Below are 20,153 nucleotides of genomic sequence, written 5' to 3' on the forward strand. Positions count from 1 at the left end.
CGCCCCTCTGCACGACCTTCCCGCTGCCCCATGAGCACGCCCGCACCGTCCCCTTCCCCCCTCACCATCGCCACCCGCGAAAGCCGCCTGGCCCTGTGGCAGGCCGGGCATGTGCGCGCGCTGCTCGGCGCGCGCGGCCATGCGGTCGATCTGCTGGGCATGACCACGCAGGGCGACCAGATCCTCGACCGCACGCTGTCGAAGGTTGGCGGCAAGGGTCTGTTCGTCAAGGAGCTCGAAGCGGCGCTGGCCGACGGCCGCGCGCAGCTCGCGGTGCATTCGCTCAAGGACGTGCCGATGGACCTGCCCGCGGGCTTCGCACTCGCGGCCGTGCTGGAGCGCGAGGATCCGCGCGACGCCTTCGTCTCGCCGCGCCATGCCGCGCTGGCCGACCTGCCCGAAGGCGCCGTGGTCGGCACCGCGAGCCTGCGCCGCACCGTGCTGCTGCGCGCACTGCGGCCGGACCTGCGCATCGAGCCGCTGCGCGGCAACCTCGACACCCGCCTGCGCAAGCTCGACGAAGGGCAGTACGCCGCCATCGTGCTGGCCGCCGCGGGCCTGAAGCGCCTGGGCCTGGGCGAGCGCATCCGCAGCACCTTCTCCACCGACGAGATGCTGCCGTCGGCCGGCCAGGGCGCGCTCGGCATCGAGATCCTCGCGGCCCGCGCCGACGTGGCCGCGCTGCTCGCGCCGCTGGTGCATGCGCCCACGCTGCTGGCCACCAGCGCCGAACGCGCCGTGAGCCGCGCGCTCGGCGGCAGCTGCTCGGTGCCGCTCGCGGCCCATGCCACGCTCGGCGACGACGGCGTGCTACACCTGCGGGCCGCCTGGGGGCCGATCGACGGCCCGGCCGCGCTGGTGCGCGCCGAGGCGTCGGCCGCGGTGTCGACGGCCGGGGAAGCCGCAGCCCTCGGCCGCCGCGTCGCCACCCGGCTGCGCGACGCCGGCGTGCGTATATAGGGTGGGGTATATGGCTACAGCGCGCGACTGCCGGGCGCTACAGGAATATCCTCCTTTCAGTATGAAGAAGCCGCAGGTCATCGTCACCCGCCCCGCCGAGGACGCCGACGCCTGGGTCGATGCGCTCGCGGCCCGCGGGTTCGACGTGACCGCGCTGCCGCTCATCGCCATCGGCCCGGCGCCCGATGCGTCCGCGCTGAGGACCGCATGGCAGGCCCTGCCGCGGTACCGCGCCGCCATGTTCGTCAGCGCCAACGCGGTGCGCGGCTTCTTCGCCGCCCGCGGCGACGCACCCTGGCCGCCCGGCGTGCGCGCCTGGGCACCCGGTCCGGGGACGGCCGCGGCGCTGGAGGAGGCCGGGCCCTCCACCCTCGGCATCGACCGGCCGCCCGCCGGCGCCGGGCGGTTCGATTCCGAAGCGCTCTGGGCCGTCGTCGCGCCGCAGATCGGCCCGGGCGACCGAGTGCTGGTAGTGCGCGGCAGCGGGGCCGGCGCGTCGTCGCCCCTCGGCAGCGGACGCGACTGGCTGGCCGCGCGCATCGCCGAGGCCGGCGGCACCACCGACTTCGCGCTCGCCTACCGGCGCGGCGCACCGGTGTTCGACGCCCGCCAGCGCCAGCGGGCCGTGGCCGCGGCCGGCGACGGCAGCATCTGGCTCTTCAGCAGCTCCGAGGCCGTCGCCCACCTTTGCGCGGCGCTGCCCGGCGCCGGCTGGCAGGCCGCCCGCGCCGTCGCCACCCACCCGCGCATCGCCGAGGCCGCGCGGGCCGCGGGATTCGGCGAGGTGCAGCTCAGCAAACCTGGCATCGGCGACGTGGCGGCGTCGATAGAATCCCGGCGATGAGCTCCGAGCCCCTCGTCTCCCCCCCGAATCCCCTCGCCTCTTCCGCGCCGGCCGCCGCCTCCCGCACCTCCGGCCTCCTGCTCGCCGGCACCGCCGTGGTGGCCGTAGCCGCGTTGATCAGCAGCAGCCTGCTGTGGCAGAAGCTCTCGGGCATCCAGGAACAGCTGGCCCGGCAGACGGCCGATTCCGGCGCCCAGGCCGTCGAGGCCCGCGCCCTGGCCCGCCAGGCGCAGGACCTGGCCCGCGACACCGCCGCCCGCCAGGCCGTCGCCGAGACCCGTTTGAGCGAAGTCGCCCTGCAGCGCAGCCAGCTCGAGGAGCTGATGCAGAGCCTGTCGCGCACCCGCGACGAGAACCTGGTGGTCGACGTCGAATCCGGCCTGCGGCTGGCGCAGCAGCAGACCGAGCTGACCGGCAACCTCGAACCGCTGCTGGCCGCCCTCAAGACCGCCGAGCAGCGCATCGCCCGCGCCGCGCAGCCGCGCCTGGCGCCGCTGTCGCGCGCCATCGTGCGCGACCAGGAGCGCCTGAAGGGCGCCGCCGTGACCGACACCGCCGGCCTGCTGGCGCGGCTGGACGAGCTTGTGCGCCTGGTCGACGACCTGCCCACGCTCAACGCCGTCGGCATCTCCGCCGCCGCAGCGCGCCGCGGCGCCGCTGCCGAGCCGGCCCCGCCCGCGGCCGCCGCGCCGGCCGCCGCCGTGCCGCAGCCCTGGTGGCAGGCCGCGCTGCAGCGCGGCTGGGAGATCGTGCGCGACGAGGCCCGCGGCCTGGTGCGCGTCTCGCGCATCGACCAGCCCGACGCCGCCCTGCTGGCGCCCGACCAGGCCTTCTTCCTGCGCGAGAACCTCAAGCTCAAGCTGCTCAACGCGCGCCTGGCCGTGCTGGCCCGCCAGCCGGACTCGGCCCGCGCCGACCTAGCGGCGGCCTCGGCATCGCTGGCCAAGTATTTCGACCCGGCCTCGCGCCGCACCCAGGCCGCGGCCCGCCAGCTGCAGCAGGCGCAGTCGCAGCTGCGCTCGGCCGAACTGCCGCGCATCGACGACACGCTGTCGGCCCTGGCCACCGCGGCCGCCGGACGCTGAGGGCCGCCGACCCATGCGCGCAGCACTCTGGCTCCTCGCCCTCTTCGGCATCGCCGTGGCCGTCGCCCTGTTCGCCGGCAACAACCAGGGCACCGTCACGCTGTTCTGGCCGCCCTGGCGGCTGGACCTGTCGCTCAACCTGGTCATCCTGCTGCTGGCCGGCGGCTTCGTCGTGCTGCACGGCGCGCTGCGCGCGCTGGCCGCGCTGCTGGACCTGCCGCACCAGGCCCGCCGCTGGCGCGTGCAGCAGAAGGAGCGCGCCACCCACACCGCGCTGCTCGACGCCATCAGCCACCTGCTGGCCGGCCGCTTCCTGCGGGCGCGCCGCGCCGCGCAGTCGGCCCTCGCCCAGGAGGCCGCCGCCCGCGCCAGCGCCGACAGTGGCGGCCGCGCCCTGCCGCATGCCGGCCAGCTGCGCGCGCTGGCCCATCTGGTCGCTGCCGAAAGCTCCCAGGCCCTGCAGGACAGGGCCACGCGCGACATCCACCTGGCCCAGGCCCTGGAGAAGCCCGAGGGCACCACGCCCACGGCCCAGGAGCAGGAAGTGCGCGAAGGCGTGCAGCTGCGCGCCGCCCGCTGGTCGCTGGAGGACCGCAACGCGCCGCTGGCGCTGGAACGGCTCGCCGCCCTGCCCCAGGGCGCCGCGCGCCGCACCCTGGCCCTGCGCCTGCGCCTGAAGGCCGCGCGCGTCGCCCACCAGACCCGCGAGGCGCTCGAAACCGCCCGCCTGCTGGCCAAGCACCGCGCCTTCTCGCCATCGGCGGCGCAGAGCATCGTGCGCGGCCTGGCCACCGAGGCCATCAACGGCGCCCACGACACGGCCCAGCTGCTGGCCGTCTGGCAATCGTTCGAGCCGGCCGAGCGCGCCATGCCCGAGCTGGCCATCCACGCGGCCCAGCGGCTGCGCGCCCTGGGTGGCGACGCGGCCCAGGTGCGCAACTGGCTGCTGCCGGTGTGGGAGCGCCTCGTCTCGCCCGTGGACGGGCTCGACGAAGCGCTGGAGAAGAAGCTGATCCGCGCGCTGGAAGACGGCCTGGATTCGATCGACCCGGCCTGGCTGGCGCGCATCGAAGCAGCCCAGCAGGGCAATCCGCGCAGCGCGCAGCTCCAGTACCTGGCCGGCATGGCCTGCATGGAGCGCCAGCTCTGGGGCAAGGCCCAGCAGCTGCTGACCCAGGCAACCCAGCAGCTGCAGGACGGCGAGCTGCGCAGCCGCGCCTGGCGCCGGCTGGCCGAACTGGCCGAGCAGCGCGGCGACGACGAGGCCGTGCGCACGGCCTGGAAGCAGGCCGCCCTGGCCGCTGAAGCCGGCTAGCGGCTGCCGCCGGCGCCGCCCTGGCGGCTCTGCGACTGGTTGCCGCTGCCGACGTGCGACTCGCGGTCGCTGCGGCTCTCGGGCGTGCGGCGCGGCTCGTTCTTCTGCGTGGCGTCCTGCGCGCCGGCGCGGTTGGTGTCGTTCTTCACCTTGCCGGTGTGCGAGGTCTGGCGGTCCAGCGGATTCTTCGATGCGGTCGTCATGGCGATCTCCTTCAACGAGCGTGGTCGATGGGCCATTCTGGGAACCGTCCGGCCAGGCGCGCTGTCGGACGAGGCCGCATGGTCGGCTGGCTAGAATCCTTCGTTCGCCCGCGCACGGCCCTGCCCGCACCGCCGGCCCACCATTGCCCCGACCATCCATGAGCGACATCCTGTCCCAGCCCGGCCTCCAGAGCCTCTCCAAATCGTTCGAACCCCACACGCTCGAAGCCCACTGGGGCCCGGAATGGGAGCGCCGCGGCTACGGCGCGGCCGGCGTGCGCGGCACCGGCGTGCCGCAGGCCGACGCACCCGCGTTCGCGATGCAACTGCCGCCGCCCAACGTGACCGGCACGCTGCACATGGGCCACGCGTTCCAGCACACGGTCATGGACGCGCTCGCGCGCTACCACCGCATGCGCGGCCACAACACGCTCTGGGTGCCGGGCACCGACCATGCAGGCATCGCCACCCAGATCGTCGTGGAGCGCCAGCTGCAGGACCAGGGCCAGAGCCGCCACGACCTGGGCCGCAAGAACTTCGTCGCGCGCGTCTGGGAATGGAAGGAAAAGAGCGGCAGCACCATCGCCACGCAGATGCGCCGCCTCGGCGACAGCGTGGACTGGGGCCGCGAATACTTCACGATGGACGACAAGCTGTCGAAGGTCGTGACCGAGACCTTCGTGCGCCTGTACGAGCAGGGCCTGATCTACCGCGGCAAGCGCCTGGTCAACTGGGATCCGGTGCTGCAATCGGCCGTGTCCGACCTGGAGGTGGAAAACGAGGAGCGCGACGGCTCGCTCTGGCACATCGCCTATCCGCTGACCGACGGCAGCGGCAGCGTGACCGTGGCCACCACCCGTCCCGAGACCATGCTCGGCGACGTGGCCGTGATGGTCCACCCCGAGGACGCGCGCTACACCGCGCTGATCGGCAAGACCGTGACGCTGCCGCTCGTGGGCCGCGAGATCCCGGTGATCGCCGACGACTACGTGGACAAGGAATTCGGCACCGGCGTGGTCAAGGTCACGCCGGCGCACGACCCCAACGACTATGCCGTCGGCCAGCGCCACGGCCTGCCGCAGATCACGGTGCTGACGCTCGCCGCCACGGTCAACGACAACGCGCCCGAGAAGTACCGCGGCCTCGACCGCTTCGCCGCGCGCAAGGCCATCGTGGCCGACCTCGACGCCGCCGGCGCCCTGGTCGAGACCAAGAAGCACAAGCTCATGGTGCCGGTCTGCGTGCGCACCGGCCAGATCGTCGAGCCGATGCTGACCGACCAGTGGTTCGTCGCAGTGAACAAGGTGGGCCAAGGCGACGCCACCGGCAAGAGCATCGCGCAGAAGGCGATCGACGCGGTGCAGGGCGGGCAGGTGCGCTTCGTGCCCGGCAACTGGATCAACACCTACAACCAGTGGATGAACAACATCCAGGACTGGTGCATCAGCCGCCAGCTCTGGTGGGGCCACCAGATCCCGGCCTGGTACGACGAGGACGGCAACGTCATCGTCGCGCGCGACGAGGCCGCGGCCCAGGCCCAGGCGCCGGGCAAGGCGCTCAAGCGCGACGAGGACGTGCTGGACACCTGGTACTCGTCGGCGCTGGTGCCGTTCTCGTCGCTCGGCTGGCCGAACCAGACCGACGCGCCCACGGACGACTACAACCTCTACCTGCCCTCGTCGGTGCTGGTGACGGGCTACGACATCATCTTCTTCTGGGTCGCCCGGATGATCATGTTCAGCACCCACTTCACCGGCCGGGTGCCGTTCAAGGACGTCTACATCCACGGCCTGGTGCTCGACGCCCAGGGCAGGAAGATGAGCAAGTCCGAGGGCAACGTGCTCGACCCGGTCGACCTGATCGACGGCGTGGCGCTGGAGCCGCTGCTGGAGAAGCGCACCACCGGCCTGCGCCGCCCCGAGACGGCGCCCCAGGTGCGCAGGAACACGCAGAAGGAATTCCCGGACGGCATTCCCGCCTACGGCGCCGACGCGCTGCGCTTCACCTTCGCCACGCTGGCCACGCTGGGCCGCAGCATGAACTTCGACAGCAAACGCTGCGAGGGCTACCGCAACTTCTGCAACAAGCTCTGGAACGCCACGCGCTTCGTGCTGATGAACACCGAAGGCCACGACTGCGGCTTGGCCGATCACACGCCGGCCGACTGCGCCGGCGGCGGCTACCTGCAGTTCAGCGCAGCCGACCGCTGGATCACCTCGCTGCTGCAGCAGGCCGAGGCGGCCGTGGCCAAGGGCTTCGAGGAATACCGGCTCGACAACGTGGCCAACACGGTCTACGACTTCGTCTGGAATGCGTTCTGCGACTGGTACCTGGAGATCGCCAAGGTGCAGATCCAGACCGGCAATGAGGCCCAGCAGCGCGCCACGCGCCGCACGCTGATCCGTACGCTCGAGACCATCCTGCGCCTGGCCCATCCGCTGATCCCGTTCATCACCGAGGAGCTGTGGCAGAAGGTGGCGCCGGTCGCCGGCCGCGCTGGCCCGTCGGTCGCCATTGCGGCCTACCCGCAGGCCCAGCCGGAGCGCATTGACCCCGCGGCCATCGCGCAGGTCGACAAGCTCAAGGCCGTCGTCGATGCCTGCCGCACGCTGCGCGGCGAGATGGCCATCTCGCCCGCCACCCGCGTGCCGCTCTACGCCATCGGCGATGCGGACTTCCTGCGCGAGCATGCCGCGGTGCTGCAGGCCCTGGCCAAGCTCGGCGAGGTGCGCGTATTCGACGACGAGGCCGCCTGGAAGCAGGCCGCCCAGGCCGCGCCCGTGGCCGTGGTCGGCGACGCGCGGCTGGCCCTGTTCGTCGAGATCGACGCGGCCGCCGAGAAGGCCCGCCTGGCCAAGGAAGCCGCGCGGCTGGAAGGCGAGATCGCCAAGGCCCATGCCAAGCTCGGCAATGCATCCTTCGTGGCCCGCGCGCCGGCGGCCGTGATCGCGCAGGAGCACAAGCGTGCCGCCGATTTCGGCATCACGCTGGCACGCATCCGAGAACAGTTGTTGCGCCTTGGAACCTGAGCGGCGTTTGCTGCGGGGCACCATCACCAGGTTTTATGATGACCGCTGCATTTGATTGAACAAGGATCTGCCCGTATGACGACGACCGCTCCGCTGCCCCGCATCCGCAAAGCTGTGTTCCCCGTGGCCGGCCTGGGCACCCGCTTCCTGCCGGCCACCAAGGCACAGCCCAAGGAGATGCTGCCGGTGGTGGACAAGCCGCTGATCCAGTACGCGGTGGAAGAAGCCTACGCGGCCGGCGTGCGCCAGATGATCTTCATCAACGGCCGCACCAAGCGCTCCATTCCCGACCACTTCGACACCGCCTTCGAACTCGAGCACGAGCTCGAAGCCGCCGGCAAGAAGGAGCTGCTCGCGCTCGTGCATTCCATCAAGCCCGACGACATGGAGTGCATCTACATCCGCCAGGCCAAGGCGCTGGGCCTGGGCCACGCGGTGCTCTGCGCGCAGAGTGTGGTGGTCAACGAGCCCTTCGCCGTGCTGCTGGCCGACGACCTCATGGTCGGCAAGCCGCCGGTGCTCCAGCAGATGGTGCAGCAGTTCGACGAATGGCAGGCCTCCATCCTCGCGGTGCAGGAAGTGCCGGCCGAGCACACCAAGCGCTACGGCATCGTGGCCGGCACGCCGGTGCCGGGCAACGACCGCCTCATCGACCTGACCCACATGGTCGAGAAGCCGGCGCCCGAGGACGCGCCCTCGCGCCTGGGCGTGGCCGGCCGCTACATCCTCACGCCGGGCATCTTCCGCGAGATCGCCACGCAGCCGCGCGGCGTGGGCGGCGAAATCCAGCTGACCGACGGCATCGCCGCGCTGATGCGCCGCGAGAAGGTGTTCGCCTACCGCTACGACGGCCAGCGCTACGACTGCGGCAGCAAGGAAGGCTTCCTGCAGGCCAACGTCGAGCTGGCCCTGGCCCATCCACAGCTCGGCGCCGGCTTCCGCGAGTATCTCAAGGGTCTCGCGCTCTGAGACATACCCCCTGGGGATACCTTTCGTAGCGCGCGATATCCGGGCGCTGCCAGCCTATACCCCCCGGTGGTCAGCGGCGGCGCAGCACGTGCACATACTCGTCGCCGATCGTCTGCTGGTCCACGAGTTCGTTGCCGGTCTGCCGTGCGAAGGCCTGGAAGTCGCGCAGCGAGCCGCCGTCGGTGGCCACCACCTTCAGCAACTGGCCGCTGGACAGTTCGGCCAGCGCCTTCTTGGCACGCAGGATGGGCAGCGGACACTTGAGGCCGCGGGTGTCGATTTCCTTGGTGATGTCCATCTGCTTGCTGCTTCTTTGCCTTGAGGCGAACGGGAGGAGCCGGCGATTCTAGGCTTCAGCCGCGCGCGGCCCAGTCCACGAAGGTCGGCTCGATGCCGCGCGAGCGCAGCCAGTCGGCCAGCGCATGGCCGGTGCCAGCCGGCCAGCAGAGCACGTCTTCGGGCGCCTGCAGCTGGTACTCGGCCAGTTCGGGCGACAGCACCACCTCGCCGGCCGGATCGGTCAGCACGTGGTAGACGATGAGCACCTGGTTCATGCGCTGGAAGTCGTAGACGCCGACCAGCGTGGTGGCCGCCGCATCGAGGTTGGTCTCTTCCTTCACCTCGCGCGCAACGCCTTCGGCCGGCGTCTCGCCCGCTTCCATGAAGCCGGTGATCAGCGCGAAGCGGCGCCCGGTCCAGGCCGCGTTGCGTGCCAGCAGCACCTGGCCGCGGTATTCAACGATGCCGGCCAGCACCGGCGTCGGGTTGTTCCAGTGGGTCCAGCCGCAGGCCGGGCAGCGCAGCCGCAGCTTGTCGCCGCCGTCCTCCGCCTGGCTGATCCATGCCAGCGGCGTGGCGCAGCGCGGGCAGAAGCGGAAGTCGCCGTCCACGGCCGTGCCGCGCTTCGTCAGGCGGGGAACACGCCGGTGGACAGGTACCGGTCGCCGCGGTCGCAGACCACGAAGACGATGGTCGCGTTCTCCACGCGCTGCGCGATCTGGAAGGCGACCCAGGCCGCGCCGGCAGCCGAGATGCCGCCGAAGATGCCCTCCTCGCGCGCCAGGCGGCGGGCGATGTCCTCGGCATCGGCCTGCGTGACCGAGACCTGCTCGTCCACCACACGGTCGTCGTAGATGCGAGGCATATAGGCTTCGGGCCACTTCCGGATGCCCGGGATGCGCGAGCCCTCGGCCGGCTGCGCGCCGATGATCTGCACCGCCGGGTTCTTCTCCTTGAGGAAGCGGCCCACGCCGGTGATCGTGCCGGTCGTGCCCATCGCGCTCACGAAGTGGGTGATGCGCCCGCCGGTCTGCTGCCAGAGCTCTGGGCCGGTCGTCTCGTAGTGGATGCGCGGGTTGTCCTCGTTGCCGAACTGGTCGAGCACCCGGCCCTTGCCTTCCTTGCTCATCTGCTCGGCCAGGTCGCGTGCGTATTCCATGCCGCCGCTCTTGGGCGTGAGCACCAGTTCGGCGCCGAAGGCCTTCATGGTCTGCGCGCGTTCGATCGACAGGTCCTCCGGCATGATCAGCACCATGCGGTAGCCCTTGATCGCCGCGGCCATCGCCAGCGCGATGCCGGTATTGCCCGAGGTGGCCTCGATCAGCGTGTCGCCCGGGCGGATGTCGCCGCGTTCCTCGGCCCGGCGGATCATCGACAGCGCCGGGCGGTCCTTCACCGAGCCGGCCGGGTTGTTGCCTTCGAGCTTGGCCAGGATCACGTTGCCGCGCGCCCGGTTGGCCTCGGCCTGGATGCGCTGCAGCGCCACCAGCGGCGTATTGCCGACTGCGTCCTCGATGGTTGGATAGGTCGTCGTCATAACCCTGCACTGTGCCATAATTCACGGCTTCGCTCCTTGCGGCCCGGGTGGTGAAATTGGTAGACGCAGCGGACTCAAAATCCGCCGCCGCAAGGCGTGCCGGTTCGATTCCGGCCCCGGGCACCACCGATACGCGCACAGCCCTTCCGATGCAGACCGGAAGGGCTTTTGCGTTTCCGGCACCGCCCTTGCTGTCGAGTCGCCGACGGGCGCGCTTCTCTACAATCCCCGCATGGCGCAATCCTTCGACGTGTGTATTCGCGGGGCCGGCATCGTCGGCCGAGCCCTGGCCCTGCTGCTGGCGCGCGAGCGCCTCCGCGTCGCCCTGGTGGCCGATGCCGATGCCGTGGCAGCCGGCACGCAGGACATCCGCGCCTATGCCCTGAACGCCGCTTCGCGCGGACTGCTGCAGTCGCTGCGCAGTTGGCCCGAGGCCGCCCACGCCACGCCGGTCGCCGCGATGGAAGTGCAGGGCGACCGCGGCGGCCAAGTGCGTTTCGATGCCCGCAGCCAGGGCGCCGACGCGCTGGCCTGGATCGTCGACGTGCCCGCGCTGCAGGCGGTGCTGGCCGATGCCGTGCGCTTCCAGCCGCAGGTCGAGACTGTGGCCGGCCCGGTCGATGCCGCGCTGACGGTGGTCTGCGAAGGCCGCGACAGCACGCTGCGCACCGCTCTGGGCGTGGACTTCGACACCACGCCCTACGGACAGAATGCCATTGCCGCACGGCTGCGCACCGCCCTGCCCCACGGCGGCGTGGCGCGCCAATGGTTCCTGCCCAGCGACGGCATCGTCGCGCTGCTGCCGCTCGGCGGGCCGCAGGGCGACACGGTGGCGCTGGTCTGGTCAGTGGCACAGAACCGCGCCGCCGAGCTGCTGGCGCTCGATCCCGCAGCCTTCGAAGCGCAACTGGCCGCCTCCATCGCATCAGCCGAGGCAGGCGCGCTCACACTGCTGGGCGAGCGCACGAGCTGGCCGCTGGCACGCGCCACGGCCGACCGCTGGAGCGGCCGCTTCGACGGCTCCACCACCCAGCGCCCGCGCAGCTGGGTGCTGGCCGGCGATGCGGCGCACACGGTGCACCCGCTGGCCGGCCAGGGGCTGAACCTGGGCCTGGCCGATGCGGTCGAGCTGGCCGCGGTGCTGCGCGTCCGCGACGACTGGCGCAGTGTGGCCGACCCGCGCCTGCTGCGCCGCTACGAACGCGCTCGCAAGACGGCCACGCTGGCCATGGGCCTCGCGACCGACGGTCTGCAGCAGCTCTTCGCCCAGCCCGGCGGTGCCTGGAAGTCGCTGCGCAACCGGGGCATGCAGGGCTTCGAGCGGGCCGGCCTGCTCAAGGCCTGGACGGCGCGCCAGGCCGGCGGGATCACGTCGGCGGCCGGCGCAGGCCATTGAGCTGCCGTGCAGCCCCGGAACTTCGACATGAAGCACAGAACGCTCTCCCTCCTCTTCGCCGCCGACATGGCGCTGGCCGCGGCCTTCAGCGCATCCGCACAGGAAAGCGCCATCCGCAAGAACCTGCCGGAACGCATCCCGCAGATCAGCAAGATCGACGAGGTGCGCCCCACGCCCATGGGCGGCCTCTACGAGGTGCGCGCCGGCACGGACATCTTCTATACCGATGCCAAGGGCAACTGCCTGATCCAGGGCGAGCTGATCGACACCCAGGGTCGCCGCAACCTCACCGAGGACCGGATCACCAGGCTCACCGCGATCGACTTCGCATCGCTGCCCTTCAAGGACGCGATCACCATCGTGCGCGGCGACGGCAAGCGGCAGCTCGTCGTGTTCGAGGACCCGAACTGCGGCTACTGCAAGCGTTTCGAGCGCGAGCTCCAGAGCGTGGACAACGTGACGATCCATCTGTTCCTCTATCCGATCCTCAGCCCCGACTCGGCCGAGAAGTCGCGCAACATCTGGTGCGCCAGGGACAAGGCCGGCACCTGGCAGGACCTGATGCTGCGCGACAAGCCGCCCGCTGCCGCCAGCTGCGACACCGCCGCCCTGCAGCGCAACCTGGCGCTCGGCCGCAAGCACAAGATCAACGGCACGCCGACCCTGCTGTTCGCCGACAGCAGCCGCGTGCCAGGCGCCATCGGTGCACGCGAGGTCGAACAGCATCTCGCGCGCGCGCAGGCCGCCGCACCGCCCACCAGCAAGAACTGACCGGCCGTCGCAGAAGCGGCCGCATCCCCACTCGCCACGCCCGCGCCACGCGCCCTTCCATGTCGACCGCACCTGCCGCACGCACCATCGAGCGGCTGGCCTATGCCAGCCTTGCGCCCTTCGTCGTCCTCTCCGCCTTCGTCTGGCTGGTCGATCCGGCGCTCCTGCCCTTCGTCTCGATCGCCCTGGTCGGCTATGCCGCGCTGTCGGCCGCCTTCCTGGGCGGGCTGCACTGTGGCATCGGCCTGCACCAGGGGCCGAAGGCGCCGCGCGCCCGCTACCTCTGGGGAGCCGCGTCGGTGGCGTTGGCCTGGATCGCCATTCTCATGCCGCCGTTCGCCGCCCTGCCGCTGCTGTCGCTGCTGCTGCTGATCAGTCTGCTGGTGGACCGCCGCACCTGGCCGGAGGCCGGGCTCGGCTCCTGGCTGCCGCTGCGCAAGCGGCAGACCGTCGTCTCGGTCCTGGCCTGCCTGATCGCCACCGGCGGGACCTGAAGCCCCCATCGCCTCATTGCTCTCATCCATGCCCGCTGCACACACCCGCAAGGCCCTGCCGCCTCCCGTCCACTACCGCGTCGAGGCGGCCGATCCGCATGCCCACCTGTTCCACGTCACGCTGACCGTGCAGTCGCCGGCGGCGCTGCAGACGCTGTCGCTGCCGGTGTGGATCCCGGGCAGCTACCTGGTGCGCGAATTCTCGAAGAACCTCCAGCGCCTGCAAGCGCGCCAGGGCCGCCGCAGGGTCGAGGCGGTGCAGTCGGCCAAGAACCGCTGGACGGTGGCCTGCGACCCGTCGCGGCCGCTGGAAGTGCACTACGAGGTCTATGCCTTCGACAATTCGGTGCGCGCCGCCTGGCTCGACAGCCAGCGCGGCTTCTTCAACGGCACCAGCCTGTGCCTGCGGGTGCACGGCGCCGAGGACGCGGCGCACGGCCTGGAGATCGCCCCCACGGCCGCCACCGCGGGCTGGCAGGTCGCCACCGCGCTCGACGCGCTGAAGACCGACCGGTCCGGCCACGGCCTGTACCAGGCCGCCGACTATGACGCGCTGGTCGACACGCCGGTGGAACTCGGCAGCTTCTGGAGCGGCAGCTTCGTGGCCGGCGGCGTGCCGCACCGCTTCGTCGTCGCCGGCGCCGCCCCGTCGTTCGACGGCGAGCGTCTGCTGGCCGATGCGCGCCGCATCTGCGAGACCGCGATCCGCTTCTGGCACGGCCGCGGCAAGCCGCCGCATGCCGGCTACCTGTTTCTGCTCAACGCGGTGGACGACGGCTACGGCGGCCTGGAGCACCGCAACTCGACCGCGCTGATCTGCAAGCGCGCCGACCTGCCGCGCCTCGGCGAGAGCCATGCCGGCGAGGGCTACACCACGCTGCTCGGGCTGATCAGCCACGAGTACTTCCACACCTGGAACGTCAAGCGCCTGCGGCCGGCCGAGTTCGCCCGCTACGACTACGAGCAGGAGAACTACACCGAGCTGCTGTGGTTCTTCGAAGGCTTCACCAGCTACTACGACGACCTGCTGCTGCGCCGCGCCGGCCTGATCGACGACGCGACCTACCTGCGCCTGCTTGGCAAGACCATCAACCAGGTCCGCCAGACCCCGGGCCGCCACCTGCAGAGCGTGGCCGAGGCCAGCTTCGACGCCTGGACCAGGTACTACCGCCAGGACGAGAACACGCCCAACGCGACGGTGAGCTACTACACCAAGGGCGCGCTGGTGGCGCTGAGCCTGGACCTGTCGCTGCGCAGCGAGGGCAAGACCAGCCTCGATGCGGTGATGCGCTCGCTCTGGGCCGCGTCCAGGGGCGGCCCGGTCACCGAGGCGGACCTGCTGTCCACGCTCGCATCCCTGTCGGGCCGCTCCTGGGCCGGGGAGATCGCGGCCTGGGTCCACGGCACGGGCGACCTGCCGCTCGAAGACCTGCTGCCCCGCTTTGGCACCGCCATCCTGGAGGACGCGGCGCCCGTGGCCCAGCGCCTGGGCCTGCGCGTGGCCGAACAGGGGGGGAGCATCCAGATCAAGACCGTGCTGCGCGGCAGCGCGGCCGAGAAGGCCGGCCTGGCCGCGGGCGATGAATGGATCGGCATCGAGGTGGCCGGCCAGGCCTGGCGGCTCGCGCGCCTGGACGAGCTGGCGCTGTATGCCGGCGCCGCCCGCAGTATCACCGTGCTGGCCGCGCGCGACCGCCGCATCCGGCGCCTGAAGCTCGCCCTGCCCACGGCGGAGAAGGTCTGGCGCTTGAGCATCCACGGTGCGGACAGGCTGGCCGGCTGGCTGTCGGCGGCCTGAGCCGAACCGTTCATTCAGGCCGCCCGCCCTTCCTTCTGCGCCGTCTTGCGCTCGCCGCGGATGTTCATCGCCGCCAGCGCGAACTGCAGCACCACCAGCGCATAGGACTGGCTGTGCACGCCCCAGGCGATCCACAGCACATTGCTGAGCAGGTAGAGCCAGAAGCCGGTGCGGCGGCCCTTGTCGGAGTTGCCGGCGACGAGCCAGGCGGCGGCGATGGTGACCGCCATGGCCGGCCACTGGAGCAGGTCGAGCGCGTCCATCAGGTCGGCTTCCGGGCCGGCAGCCGACCACCGGTGCGCCGGCGGTCCCGGCGCCGCCGGTCCAGCACCAGCGCGGCCAGGCCGAGTACGGCGGTGGCGACGAAGGTCGCCACCGGCCCGGGCTCCGGCAGGCCGTCCTCCTCCGGTGCCGCGGCGCGTGCAGGCGGCGCCGCGGCTTTCGGCGCCCCGGCAGCGGCCGGCGGTGCGTTTGCCTGCCGCGCCGCTGCCGCGGCCTGCTGCCGGAACGAACCGTGCTCGGCCGCGAAGATCTTGGTGAACTCCGCCCCCAGCAGGAACACCTGCGCGGCGTAGTAGACCCAGATCAGGATGACCGCCAGCGCGCCGGCCGCGGCATAGGACGAGCCCACGCCCGCCTTGCCCATGTACAGCCCGATGAGGAACTTGCCGAACTCGAACAGCAGCGCCGTCACGGCCGCGCCGATCCACACGTCGCGCCAGGCGATCTCCACCGATGGCATGAGCTTGTAGATCACCGCGAACAGCAGGCAGCTGATGCACAGCGAGATCACCGTGTTGACCAGCTGCAGCAGCACCTCGGAGCCCGGCACGAAATCGCCGAACCAGCTGCCGACCGCGGCGATGCCCGCGCTCACCGCGAGCGAGGCCATGAGCAGGAACGCCAGCGCGAGGATCAGGCTGAACGACAGGAAACGCGCGCGCAGCAGGCCCCAGAGGCCGCTGGGCTTGTCCTTCTCGGGCACATGCCAGATGCGGTCGAGCGCGCTCTGCAGCTCGCCCAGCACCGTGGTGGCGCCGACCAGCAGCAGCACGATGCTGGTAGTGCCTGCGATGGCGCCTTCCCTGGGCTCGCTGGCGCTGGCCACCAGGCCCTGGATGGCGGCCGCACCCTCGTGGCCCACCAGCCCGGAGATCTGGCTCTGCAGCGAGCCGCGCACCGCCTCGTCGCCGAACACGGCGCCCGCCACCGCGATCACGATCACCAGCAGCGGCGCGATCGAGAACGCCGTGTAGTACGAGATCGCCGCGCCCATGCTGGGCGCGTAGTCGTCGATCCACGCGATGACCGACTTCCTGGCCAGATCGAGAAGGATGGAGGGCTTCATGGCCGGGCATTTGCGCACGGCGCGGCCCGCGGCACTGTAGGTGCAGGCCGCGTCGGCGGCCTCCCGCTTCCATCGCGGCCGTGCGTGGAACCGCTGTCGCGGTGTCGGACTGCGCCGACCCGCGCTGCCGCCGACCGCTGGCGCGGCTGGCGGCCTCGCGGCCGCAGACTTGCCGGTCGGCACGCATCCCCACCTACCGACCCACGATGAAGGACCGACGATGGCCACCCGAAAGAGCAGCAATCCCCCCTCCGACAGCAGCACGACGGCCAAGGCCAAGGCTGCCGCCCGCCCCTCGGTGAGCGGCCCGGCGCGGCGATCGCGCGCGGCCTCGGCCAGCGACGCGCCGGCGCGCCATGCGGCCGAGGTGCAGGCGCTCGCGGCCGCCACGCCGTACAACACGCAGAAGGCGGCCGAGCACGGGCACGACAACGCCCTCGCGCCGGTGACCGGCGCGGCCGTGCAGCCACCCTCGCCCTCCACCACGGCCAGCACGCTGAGCGAGGCCAACGCCAGCCCCAAGACCCAGAAGCCCGTGGCGCCCGGCACGGCCGAGCCCGGCGGCGGTCTGGCCCGCGTGCGCAACGACGCCGGCGGCCGGCCGCTGACCACCAACCAGGGCGTGCTGGTGGCCGACAACCAGAACTCGCTGAAGGCCGGCCTGCGCGGCCCCGCCCTGCTCGAAGACTTCATCCTGCGCGAGAAGATCACCCACTTCGACCACGAACGCATCCCCGAGCGCATCGTGCATGCGCGCGGTTCGGGCGCCCACGGCTACTTCGAGGCCTACGAGTCGCTTTCCGACCTGACCCGCGCCGCACCCTTCGCCGAGGCCGGCAAGCGCACGCCGGCGTTCGTGCGCTTCTCCACCGTCGCCGGCGAGCGCGGCTCGGTCGATACGCCGCGCGACGTGCGCGGCTTCGCGGTCAAGTTCTATACCGACGAGGGCAACTGGGACCTCGTGGGCAACAACATCCCGGTGTTCTTCATCCAGGACGCGATGAAGTTCCCCGACCTCGTCCACGCGCTCAAGCCCGAGCCGCACCACGGCATGCCGCAAGCCGCGAGCGCGCACGACACCTTCTGGGACTTCGTCTCGCTGATGCCCGAGTCGACCCACATGCTGCTGTGGGCCATGAGCGACCGCGCGATCCCGCGCAGCTACCGCACCATGCAGGGCTTCGGCGTGCACACCTACCGGCTGGTGAACGCAGAAGGCGTGTCGCACTTCGTCAAGTTCCACTGGAAGCCGCTGCTGGGCACCCATTCGCTGGTCTGGGACGAGGCCGCCAAGATCCAGGGCGCCGACAACGACTGCCACCGCCGCGACCTCTGGGAGGCGATCGAGGCCGGCGAATACCCCGAGTGGGAACTGGGCCTGCAGGTCTTCACCGAGGAAGAGGCCGAGCGCTTCAGCTTCGACGTGCTCGACGCGACCAAGATCGTGCCGGAGGAGCTGGTGCCGCTGCGCCCGGTGGGCCGCCTGGTGCTCGACCGCAACCCCGACAACTTCTTCGCCGAGACCGAGCAGGTCGCCTTCTGCGTGGCCCATGTGGTGCCGGGCATCGACTTCACCAACGACCCGCTGCTGGCCGGGCGCATCCATTCGTACACCGACACCCAGATCTCGCGCCTGGGCGGCCCGAACTTCCACGAGATCCCGGTCAACGCGCCGCTCGCGCCGGTGCACAACAACCAGCGCGACGGCATGCACCGCCAGGCGATCCACCGCGGCCGCGTCGCCTACGAGCCCAACTCGCTGGGCGGCGGCTGCCCGTTCCAGGCCGGCAAGATCGGCTTCGTGTCGTTCCCGCAGCCGGTGGAGCAGGACAAGGTGCGCGGCAAGCCCGAGAAGTTTGCCGACCACTACACGCAGGCCACGCTGTTCTGGAACAGCCAGACCGACTGGGAGAAGAACCACATCGTCGGCGCCTTCCGCTTCGAGCTCAGCAAGGTGACGGTGCCGGCGATCCGCGAGCGCGTGGTCGCCTCGCTGGTGAACGTGGCGCCCGAGCTGGCCCAGCGCGTGGCCGACGGCCTGGGCATCGCCGTGCCGGCCGCGCTGCCGCGCGCACTGGAGACACCGGCCCCGCCGGAGGTGACCGCATCGCCCGCGCTGTCGCTGACCGCGCTGCCGGGCGATGGCGGCATCCGCACGCGCAAGGTGGCGATCCTGGTGGCGAACGGCGTCCTCGGCAAGCCGCTGCTGGCGCTGCACAAGGCGCTGGTCGATGCGGGCGCCGTGCCGGCCTTCGTCGCCCCGCGCCTGGGCGACATCGCCACCGAGGACGGCGCCGCCATCGAGGCCACGGCCACGCTGGAGAACACGCCGCCGGTGCTGTACGACGCGCTGGTGCTGCCCAGCGGCGAGGAAGGCGTGAACCTGCTGGCCGCCGTGGGACAGACCCACGAGTTCATCCTCAACCAGTACCGCCACGGCAAGACCATCCTGGCCTTCGGCGACGCGGCCGCGCTGCTGGAGGAACTGGGCATCGACGCCGTGCTGCCTGCCGGCGGCGAGGATCCGGGCGTGCTGGTCGTGGAGGAGACGGACCGGCAGGCCGCGGCCCGCTTCATCGCCGCGCTGGGCCGGCACCGGCACTACACGCGCGAGACCGATCCGCCGCTGGTCTGATACTCCCTGGTATAGGCTGCGCCAGCGCTTTTATTCCGCGCGCTAGCGGCCTATACCCCCGTTCTTGAAGTTCTTGCCCATGATTTCGTGCAACCGCCCGGGCGCGCGGGCTTCACGAAATGACAGGCAAAGAGCCCGTCAGGAAACCAGCGGCCGCGGCGGCGGACCGCCGGAGGCCGCCGCGGCCAGTTCGCCGCCCAGCGCCAGCAGCGTGTCGCCGAAGCCGCCGCGGCAGCGCGCGTCGGTGCGGGCGCTGGTGGCCACGCGCGGCGCGGCGCTCCAGGCGATCCTGGCACCGCAGGCTTTGAGCGCCTCGACCAGGGTCACGTCCTCGCTGCATGCCAGCGGCGCGAAGCCGCCGGCCATCCGGTAGGCCGCCGCGCTCGCGCCCAGGTTGGCGCCGTGGATGTGGCGGTGCCCGTCGCGCGCCTGGTAGCGCCGTGCGAAGCGCTCGGCCAGCGCCTGCGCGTGCCATCCGTGGGCGCTCCAGTCCTCCACCGTGACTGTGCCGCAGACTGCGTCGGCCTCGGCCGCCAGCGCCAGCTGCGCCGCCAGCCAGTCCGGATACACCCGCGTGTCGGCGTCGGTGAAGGCGAGCCAGCGGGCGCCGGCTTCCAGCGCCTGGCCGGCGCCCGCGGCGCGCGCGCGGCCGACGTTGCGCGCATCGACGACCACGCTGTCGGCGCCGCAGGCGCGGGCGATCGATGCGGACGCGTCGTCGCAGCAGTCGAGCACGGCGACCACCCGCACCGCCTCGCCGGCCAGCGCCGGATGCGCCGCCGCGGCCGCGATGGCTCCCAGACAGGCGCGCAGCCGCGCGGCCTCGTTGTGGATCGGCACCACGACGCCGATCACCGCAGCCCCTCCCAGGCGGCGACGCTGCCGCCGCCGCGGCTCCAGATGTCGATGAGGAAGTCGTGCTCCGCATGCCGGCCCAGGCGCTCCAGGCCGGGCAGCGCGTCGATGGCTTCGTGCAGCGCCTCGGTCGACTGCAGCCGCTGCGCGAAGCCGTGCCGCCAGTGGCAGGCAACGACGACGGCGTCGCCTGCGAGGCTGGCGGCGCAGCGCCGCAGCAGGTCGCGCCAGGCGTCGGCGGCGAGGTAGTAGCCGAATTCGCCGAGCACCACGAGGTCGAAGCCGCCGGCGGCCTGCGGCCAGTCCTGCGGCAGGTCGCGCCGCTCGACCTCGACCTGCGCCAGCCCGGCCGTGCTGCGCCGCGCGACGGCCACGGCCGCGCCGCAGCAGTCGCTGGCCGACACGCGGTCGCAGCGCTGCGCCAGCGCGGCCGTCAGCGCGCCGGTGCCGCAGGCGGGCTCGCAGGCATGGCGGAAGCGCTCGCGCGGCAGGCAGGCCAGCAGCAGCGCCTGCTTGCGGCGCTCGTACCAGCGGCTGCGGACCTGCCAGGGGTCGTCGCTGCCGGCATAGAGGCTGTCGAAGTAGCCGGTCACGGGACGACCTTCGCGCTGACGCGCTGCGGTGCGAGCCTCTGG

The 20,153-nt window shown here is 71.8% G+C and carries 19 protein-coding genes and 1 tRNA gene; 12 read left to right on the forward strand and 8 right to left on the reverse strand.

Features of this window, described 5'->3' with window-relative positions:
• Positions 1 to 30: 30 nt before the first annotated feature.
• From hemC to GAK38_RS02570, 4 genes are all read left to right on the forward strand, one after another.
• Positions 31 to 960 (forward strand): hydroxymethylbilane synthase, encoded by a 930-nt coding sequence (gene hemC, locus GAK38_RS02555; protein ID WP_325341166.1) that lies wholly within the window; start codon positions 31 to 33, stop codon positions 958 to 960.
• A 61-nt stretch (positions 961 to 1,021) separates the two neighbouring features.
• Positions 1,022 to 1,804, forward strand: a complete 783-nt coding sequence (locus GAK38_RS02560; RefSeq protein WP_325341167.1) for a uroporphyrinogen-III synthase — start codon at positions 1,022 to 1,024, stop codon at positions 1,802 to 1,804.
• Complete coding sequence (locus tag GAK38_RS02565) at positions 1,801 to 2,889, forward strand: uroporphyrinogen-III C-methyltransferase (protein ID WP_325341168.1); 1,089 nt, start codon at positions 1,801 to 1,803, stop codon at positions 2,887 to 2,889. The genes GAK38_RS02560 and GAK38_RS02565 overlap by 4 nt, the downstream gene beginning before the upstream one ends.
• 13 nt (positions 2,890 to 2,902) lie before the next feature.
• Entirely contained in the window at positions 2,903 to 4,204 is a 1,302-nt protein-coding gene (locus GAK38_RS02570) for a heme biosynthesis protein HemY (protein WP_325341169.1), read from the forward strand.
• Here GAK38_RS02570 and GAK38_RS02575 read toward each other — a convergent pair.
• Entirely contained in the window at positions 4,201 to 4,407 is a 207-nt protein-coding gene (locus GAK38_RS02575) for a hypothetical protein (RefSeq protein ID WP_325341171.1), read from the reverse strand. The two genes, GAK38_RS02570 and GAK38_RS02575, sit on opposite strands and share 4 nt — an antisense overlap.
• Positions 4,408 to 4,565: 158 nt before the next feature.
• Here GAK38_RS02575 and GAK38_RS02580 point away from each other — a divergent pair, with 158 nt between their 5' ends.
• Positions 4,566 to 7,436, forward strand: coding sequence for a valine--tRNA ligase (locus GAK38_RS02580; RefSeq protein ID WP_325341173.1), 2,871 nt, complete (start codon positions 4,566 to 4,568; stop codon positions 7,434 to 7,436).
• Positions 7,437 to 7,511: 75 nt separating this feature from the next.
• Positions 7,512 to 8,405 (forward strand): UTP--glucose-1-phosphate uridylyltransferase GalU, encoded by an 894-nt coding sequence (gene galU / locus GAK38_RS02585; RefSeq protein WP_325341175.1) that lies wholly within the window; start codon positions 7,512 to 7,514, stop codon positions 8,403 to 8,405.
• Positions 8,406 to 8,475: 70 nt separating this feature from the next.
• Here galU and GAK38_RS02590 read toward each other — a convergent pair whose 3' ends face one another.
• Genes GAK38_RS02590 through cysM form a run of 3 tightly spaced genes read right to left on the reverse strand, consistent with a single transcriptional unit; the run spans position 8,476 to position 10,221 of the window.
• Positions 8,476 to 8,703, reverse strand: a complete 228-nt coding sequence (locus tag GAK38_RS02590; RefSeq protein WP_325341176.1) for a sulfurtransferase TusA family protein — start codon at positions 8,701 to 8,703, stop codon at positions 8,476 to 8,478.
• Positions 8,704 to 8,758: 55 nt separating this feature from the next.
• Positions 8,759 to 9,295 (reverse strand): NUDIX domain-containing protein, encoded by a 537-nt coding sequence (locus GAK38_RS02595; RefSeq protein ID WP_325341177.1) that lies wholly within the window; start codon positions 9,293 to 9,295, stop codon positions 8,759 to 8,761.
• A 17-nt stretch (positions 9,296 to 9,312) separates the two neighbouring features.
• Entirely contained in the window at positions 9,313 to 10,221 is a 909-nt protein-coding gene (cysM, locus tag GAK38_RS02600; RefSeq protein WP_325341178.1) for a cysteine synthase CysM, read from the reverse strand.
• A 41-nt stretch (positions 10,222 to 10,262) separates the two neighbouring features.
• Between cysM and GAK38_RS02605 the strand changes: the two genes are divergently transcribed.
• The 5 genes from GAK38_RS02605 to GAK38_RS02625 all read left to right on the forward strand — a co-directional run bounded on the left by GAK38_RS02605 (position 10,263) and on the right by GAK38_RS02625 (position 14,680).
• Positions 10,263 to 10,347, forward strand: a tRNA-Leu gene (locus GAK38_RS02605).
• Between the two features lie 106 nt (positions 10,348 to 10,453).
• The gene (locus tag GAK38_RS02610; RefSeq protein WP_325341179.1) at positions 10,454 to 11,617 is read left to right on the forward strand and encodes an FAD-dependent monooxygenase; all 1,164 of its coding nucleotides are present in this window, start codon (positions 10,454 to 10,456) and stop codon (positions 11,615 to 11,617) included.
• A 27-nt stretch (positions 11,618 to 11,644) separates the two neighbouring features.
• Positions 11,645 to 12,388: a DsbC family protein gene (locus GAK38_RS02615; RefSeq protein ID WP_325341181.1), complete on the forward strand. Its 744-nt coding sequence runs from the start codon at positions 11,645 to 11,647 to the stop codon at positions 12,386 to 12,388.
• A 59-nt stretch (positions 12,389 to 12,447) separates the two neighbouring features.
• Positions 12,448 to 12,882 (forward strand): DUF3429 domain-containing protein, encoded by a 435-nt coding sequence (locus GAK38_RS02620; protein WP_325341183.1) that lies wholly within the window; start codon positions 12,448 to 12,450, stop codon positions 12,880 to 12,882.
• A 28-nt stretch (positions 12,883 to 12,910) separates the two neighbouring features.
• Complete coding sequence (locus GAK38_RS02625; protein WP_325341184.1) at positions 12,911 to 14,680, forward strand: M61 family metallopeptidase; 1,770 nt, start codon at positions 12,911 to 12,913, stop codon at positions 14,678 to 14,680.
• A gap of 14 nt (positions 14,681 to 14,694) precedes the next feature.
• Here the strand turns inward: GAK38_RS02625 and GAK38_RS02630 are convergent, their stop codons facing one another.
• Positions 14,695 to 14,943 (reverse strand): hypothetical protein, encoded by a 249-nt coding sequence (locus GAK38_RS02630; protein WP_325341185.1) that lies wholly within the window; start codon positions 14,941 to 14,943, stop codon positions 14,695 to 14,697.
• Entirely contained in the window at positions 14,943 to 16,028 is a 1,086-nt protein-coding gene (locus GAK38_RS02635) for a YihY/virulence factor BrkB family protein (protein ID WP_325341187.1), read from the reverse strand. Before GAK38_RS02635 ends, GAK38_RS02630 begins: the two co-directional genes overlap by 1 nt.
• Positions 16,029 to 16,248: 220 nt before the next feature.
• Between GAK38_RS02635 and GAK38_RS02640 the strand changes: the two genes are divergently transcribed.
• Positions 16,249 to 18,663, forward strand: coding sequence for a catalase (locus GAK38_RS02640; RefSeq protein ID WP_325341188.1), 2,415 nt, complete (start codon positions 16,249 to 16,251; stop codon positions 18,661 to 18,663).
• 138 nt (positions 18,664 to 18,801) lie between these two features.
• Here the strand turns inward: GAK38_RS02640 and GAK38_RS02645 are convergent, their stop codons facing one another.
• The gene (locus GAK38_RS02645) at positions 18,802 to 19,518 is read right to left on the reverse strand and encodes a glycosyltransferase (RefSeq protein WP_325341189.1); all 717 of its coding nucleotides are present in this window, start codon (positions 19,516 to 19,518) and stop codon (positions 18,802 to 18,804) included.
• A complete protein-coding gene (locus tag GAK38_RS02650; protein WP_325341191.1) occupies positions 19,515 to 20,111 on the reverse strand; it encodes a class I SAM-dependent methyltransferase in 597 nt (198 codons plus the stop codon). Before GAK38_RS02650 ends, GAK38_RS02645 begins: the two co-directional genes overlap by 4 nt.
• Positions 20,112 to 20,153: the final 42 nt, after the last annotated feature.

The sequence above is a fragment of the Xylophilus sp. genome (genome assembly GCA_009914555.1).
Classification (GTDB): Bacteria; Pseudomonadota; Gammaproteobacteria; order Burkholderiales; family Burkholderiaceae_C; genus WNDY01.

Bases quoted from the DNA above. Each gene is read 5' to 3' on its own strand.
- hemC (WP_325341166.1), top strand. From the start codon at position 31: ATGAGCACGCCCGCACCGTCCCCTTCCCCCCTCACCATCGCCACCCGC.
- GAK38_RS02560 (WP_325341167.1), top strand. From the start codon at position 1,022: ATGAAGAAGCCGCAGGTCATCGTCACCCGCCCCGCCGAGGACGCCGAC.
- GAK38_RS02565 (WP_325341168.1), top strand. From the start codon at position 1,801: ATGAGCTCCGAGCCCCTCGTCTCCCCCCCGAATCCCCTCGCCTCTTCC.
- GAK38_RS02570 (WP_325341169.1), top strand. From the start codon at position 2,903: ATGCGCGCAGCACTCTGGCTCCTCGCCCTCTTCGGCATCGCCGTGGCC.
- GAK38_RS02575 (WP_325341171.1), bottom strand. From the start codon at position 4,407: ATGACGACCGCATCGAAGAATCCGCTGGACCGCCAGACCTCGCACACC.
- GAK38_RS02580 (WP_325341173.1), top strand. From the start codon at position 4,566: ATGAGCGACATCCTGTCCCAGCCCGGCCTCCAGAGCCTCTCCAAATCG.
- galU (WP_325341175.1), top strand. From the start codon at position 7,512: ATGACGACGACCGCTCCGCTGCCCCGCATCCGCAAAGCTGTGTTCCCC.
- GAK38_RS02590 (WP_325341176.1), bottom strand. From the start codon at position 8,703: ATGGACATCACCAAGGAAATCGACACCCGCGGCCTCAAGTGTCCGCTG.
- cysM (WP_325341178.1), bottom strand. From the start codon at position 10,221: ATGACGACGACCTATCCAACCATCGAGGACGCAGTCGGCAATACGCCG.
- GAK38_RS02610 (WP_325341179.1), top strand. From the start codon at position 10,454: ATGGCGCAATCCTTCGACGTGTGTATTCGCGGGGCCGGCATCGTCGGC.
- GAK38_RS02615 (WP_325341181.1), top strand. From the start codon at position 11,645: ATGAAGCACAGAACGCTCTCCCTCCTCTTCGCCGCCGACATGGCGCTG.
- GAK38_RS02620 (WP_325341183.1), top strand. From the start codon at position 12,448: ATGTCGACCGCACCTGCCGCACGCACCATCGAGCGGCTGGCCTATGCC.
- GAK38_RS02625 (WP_325341184.1), top strand. From the start codon at position 12,911: ATGCCCGCTGCACACACCCGCAAGGCCCTGCCGCCTCCCGTCCACTAC.
- GAK38_RS02630 (WP_325341185.1), bottom strand. From the start codon at position 14,943: ATGGACGCGCTCGACCTGCTCCAGTGGCCGGCCATGGCGGTCACCATC.
- GAK38_RS02635 (WP_325341187.1), bottom strand. From the start codon at position 16,028: ATGAAGCCCTCCATCCTTCTCGATCTGGCCAGGAAGTCGGTCATCGCG.
- GAK38_RS02640 (WP_325341188.1), top strand. From the start codon at position 16,249: ATGGCCACCCGAAAGAGCAGCAATCCCCCCTCCGACAGCAGCACGACG.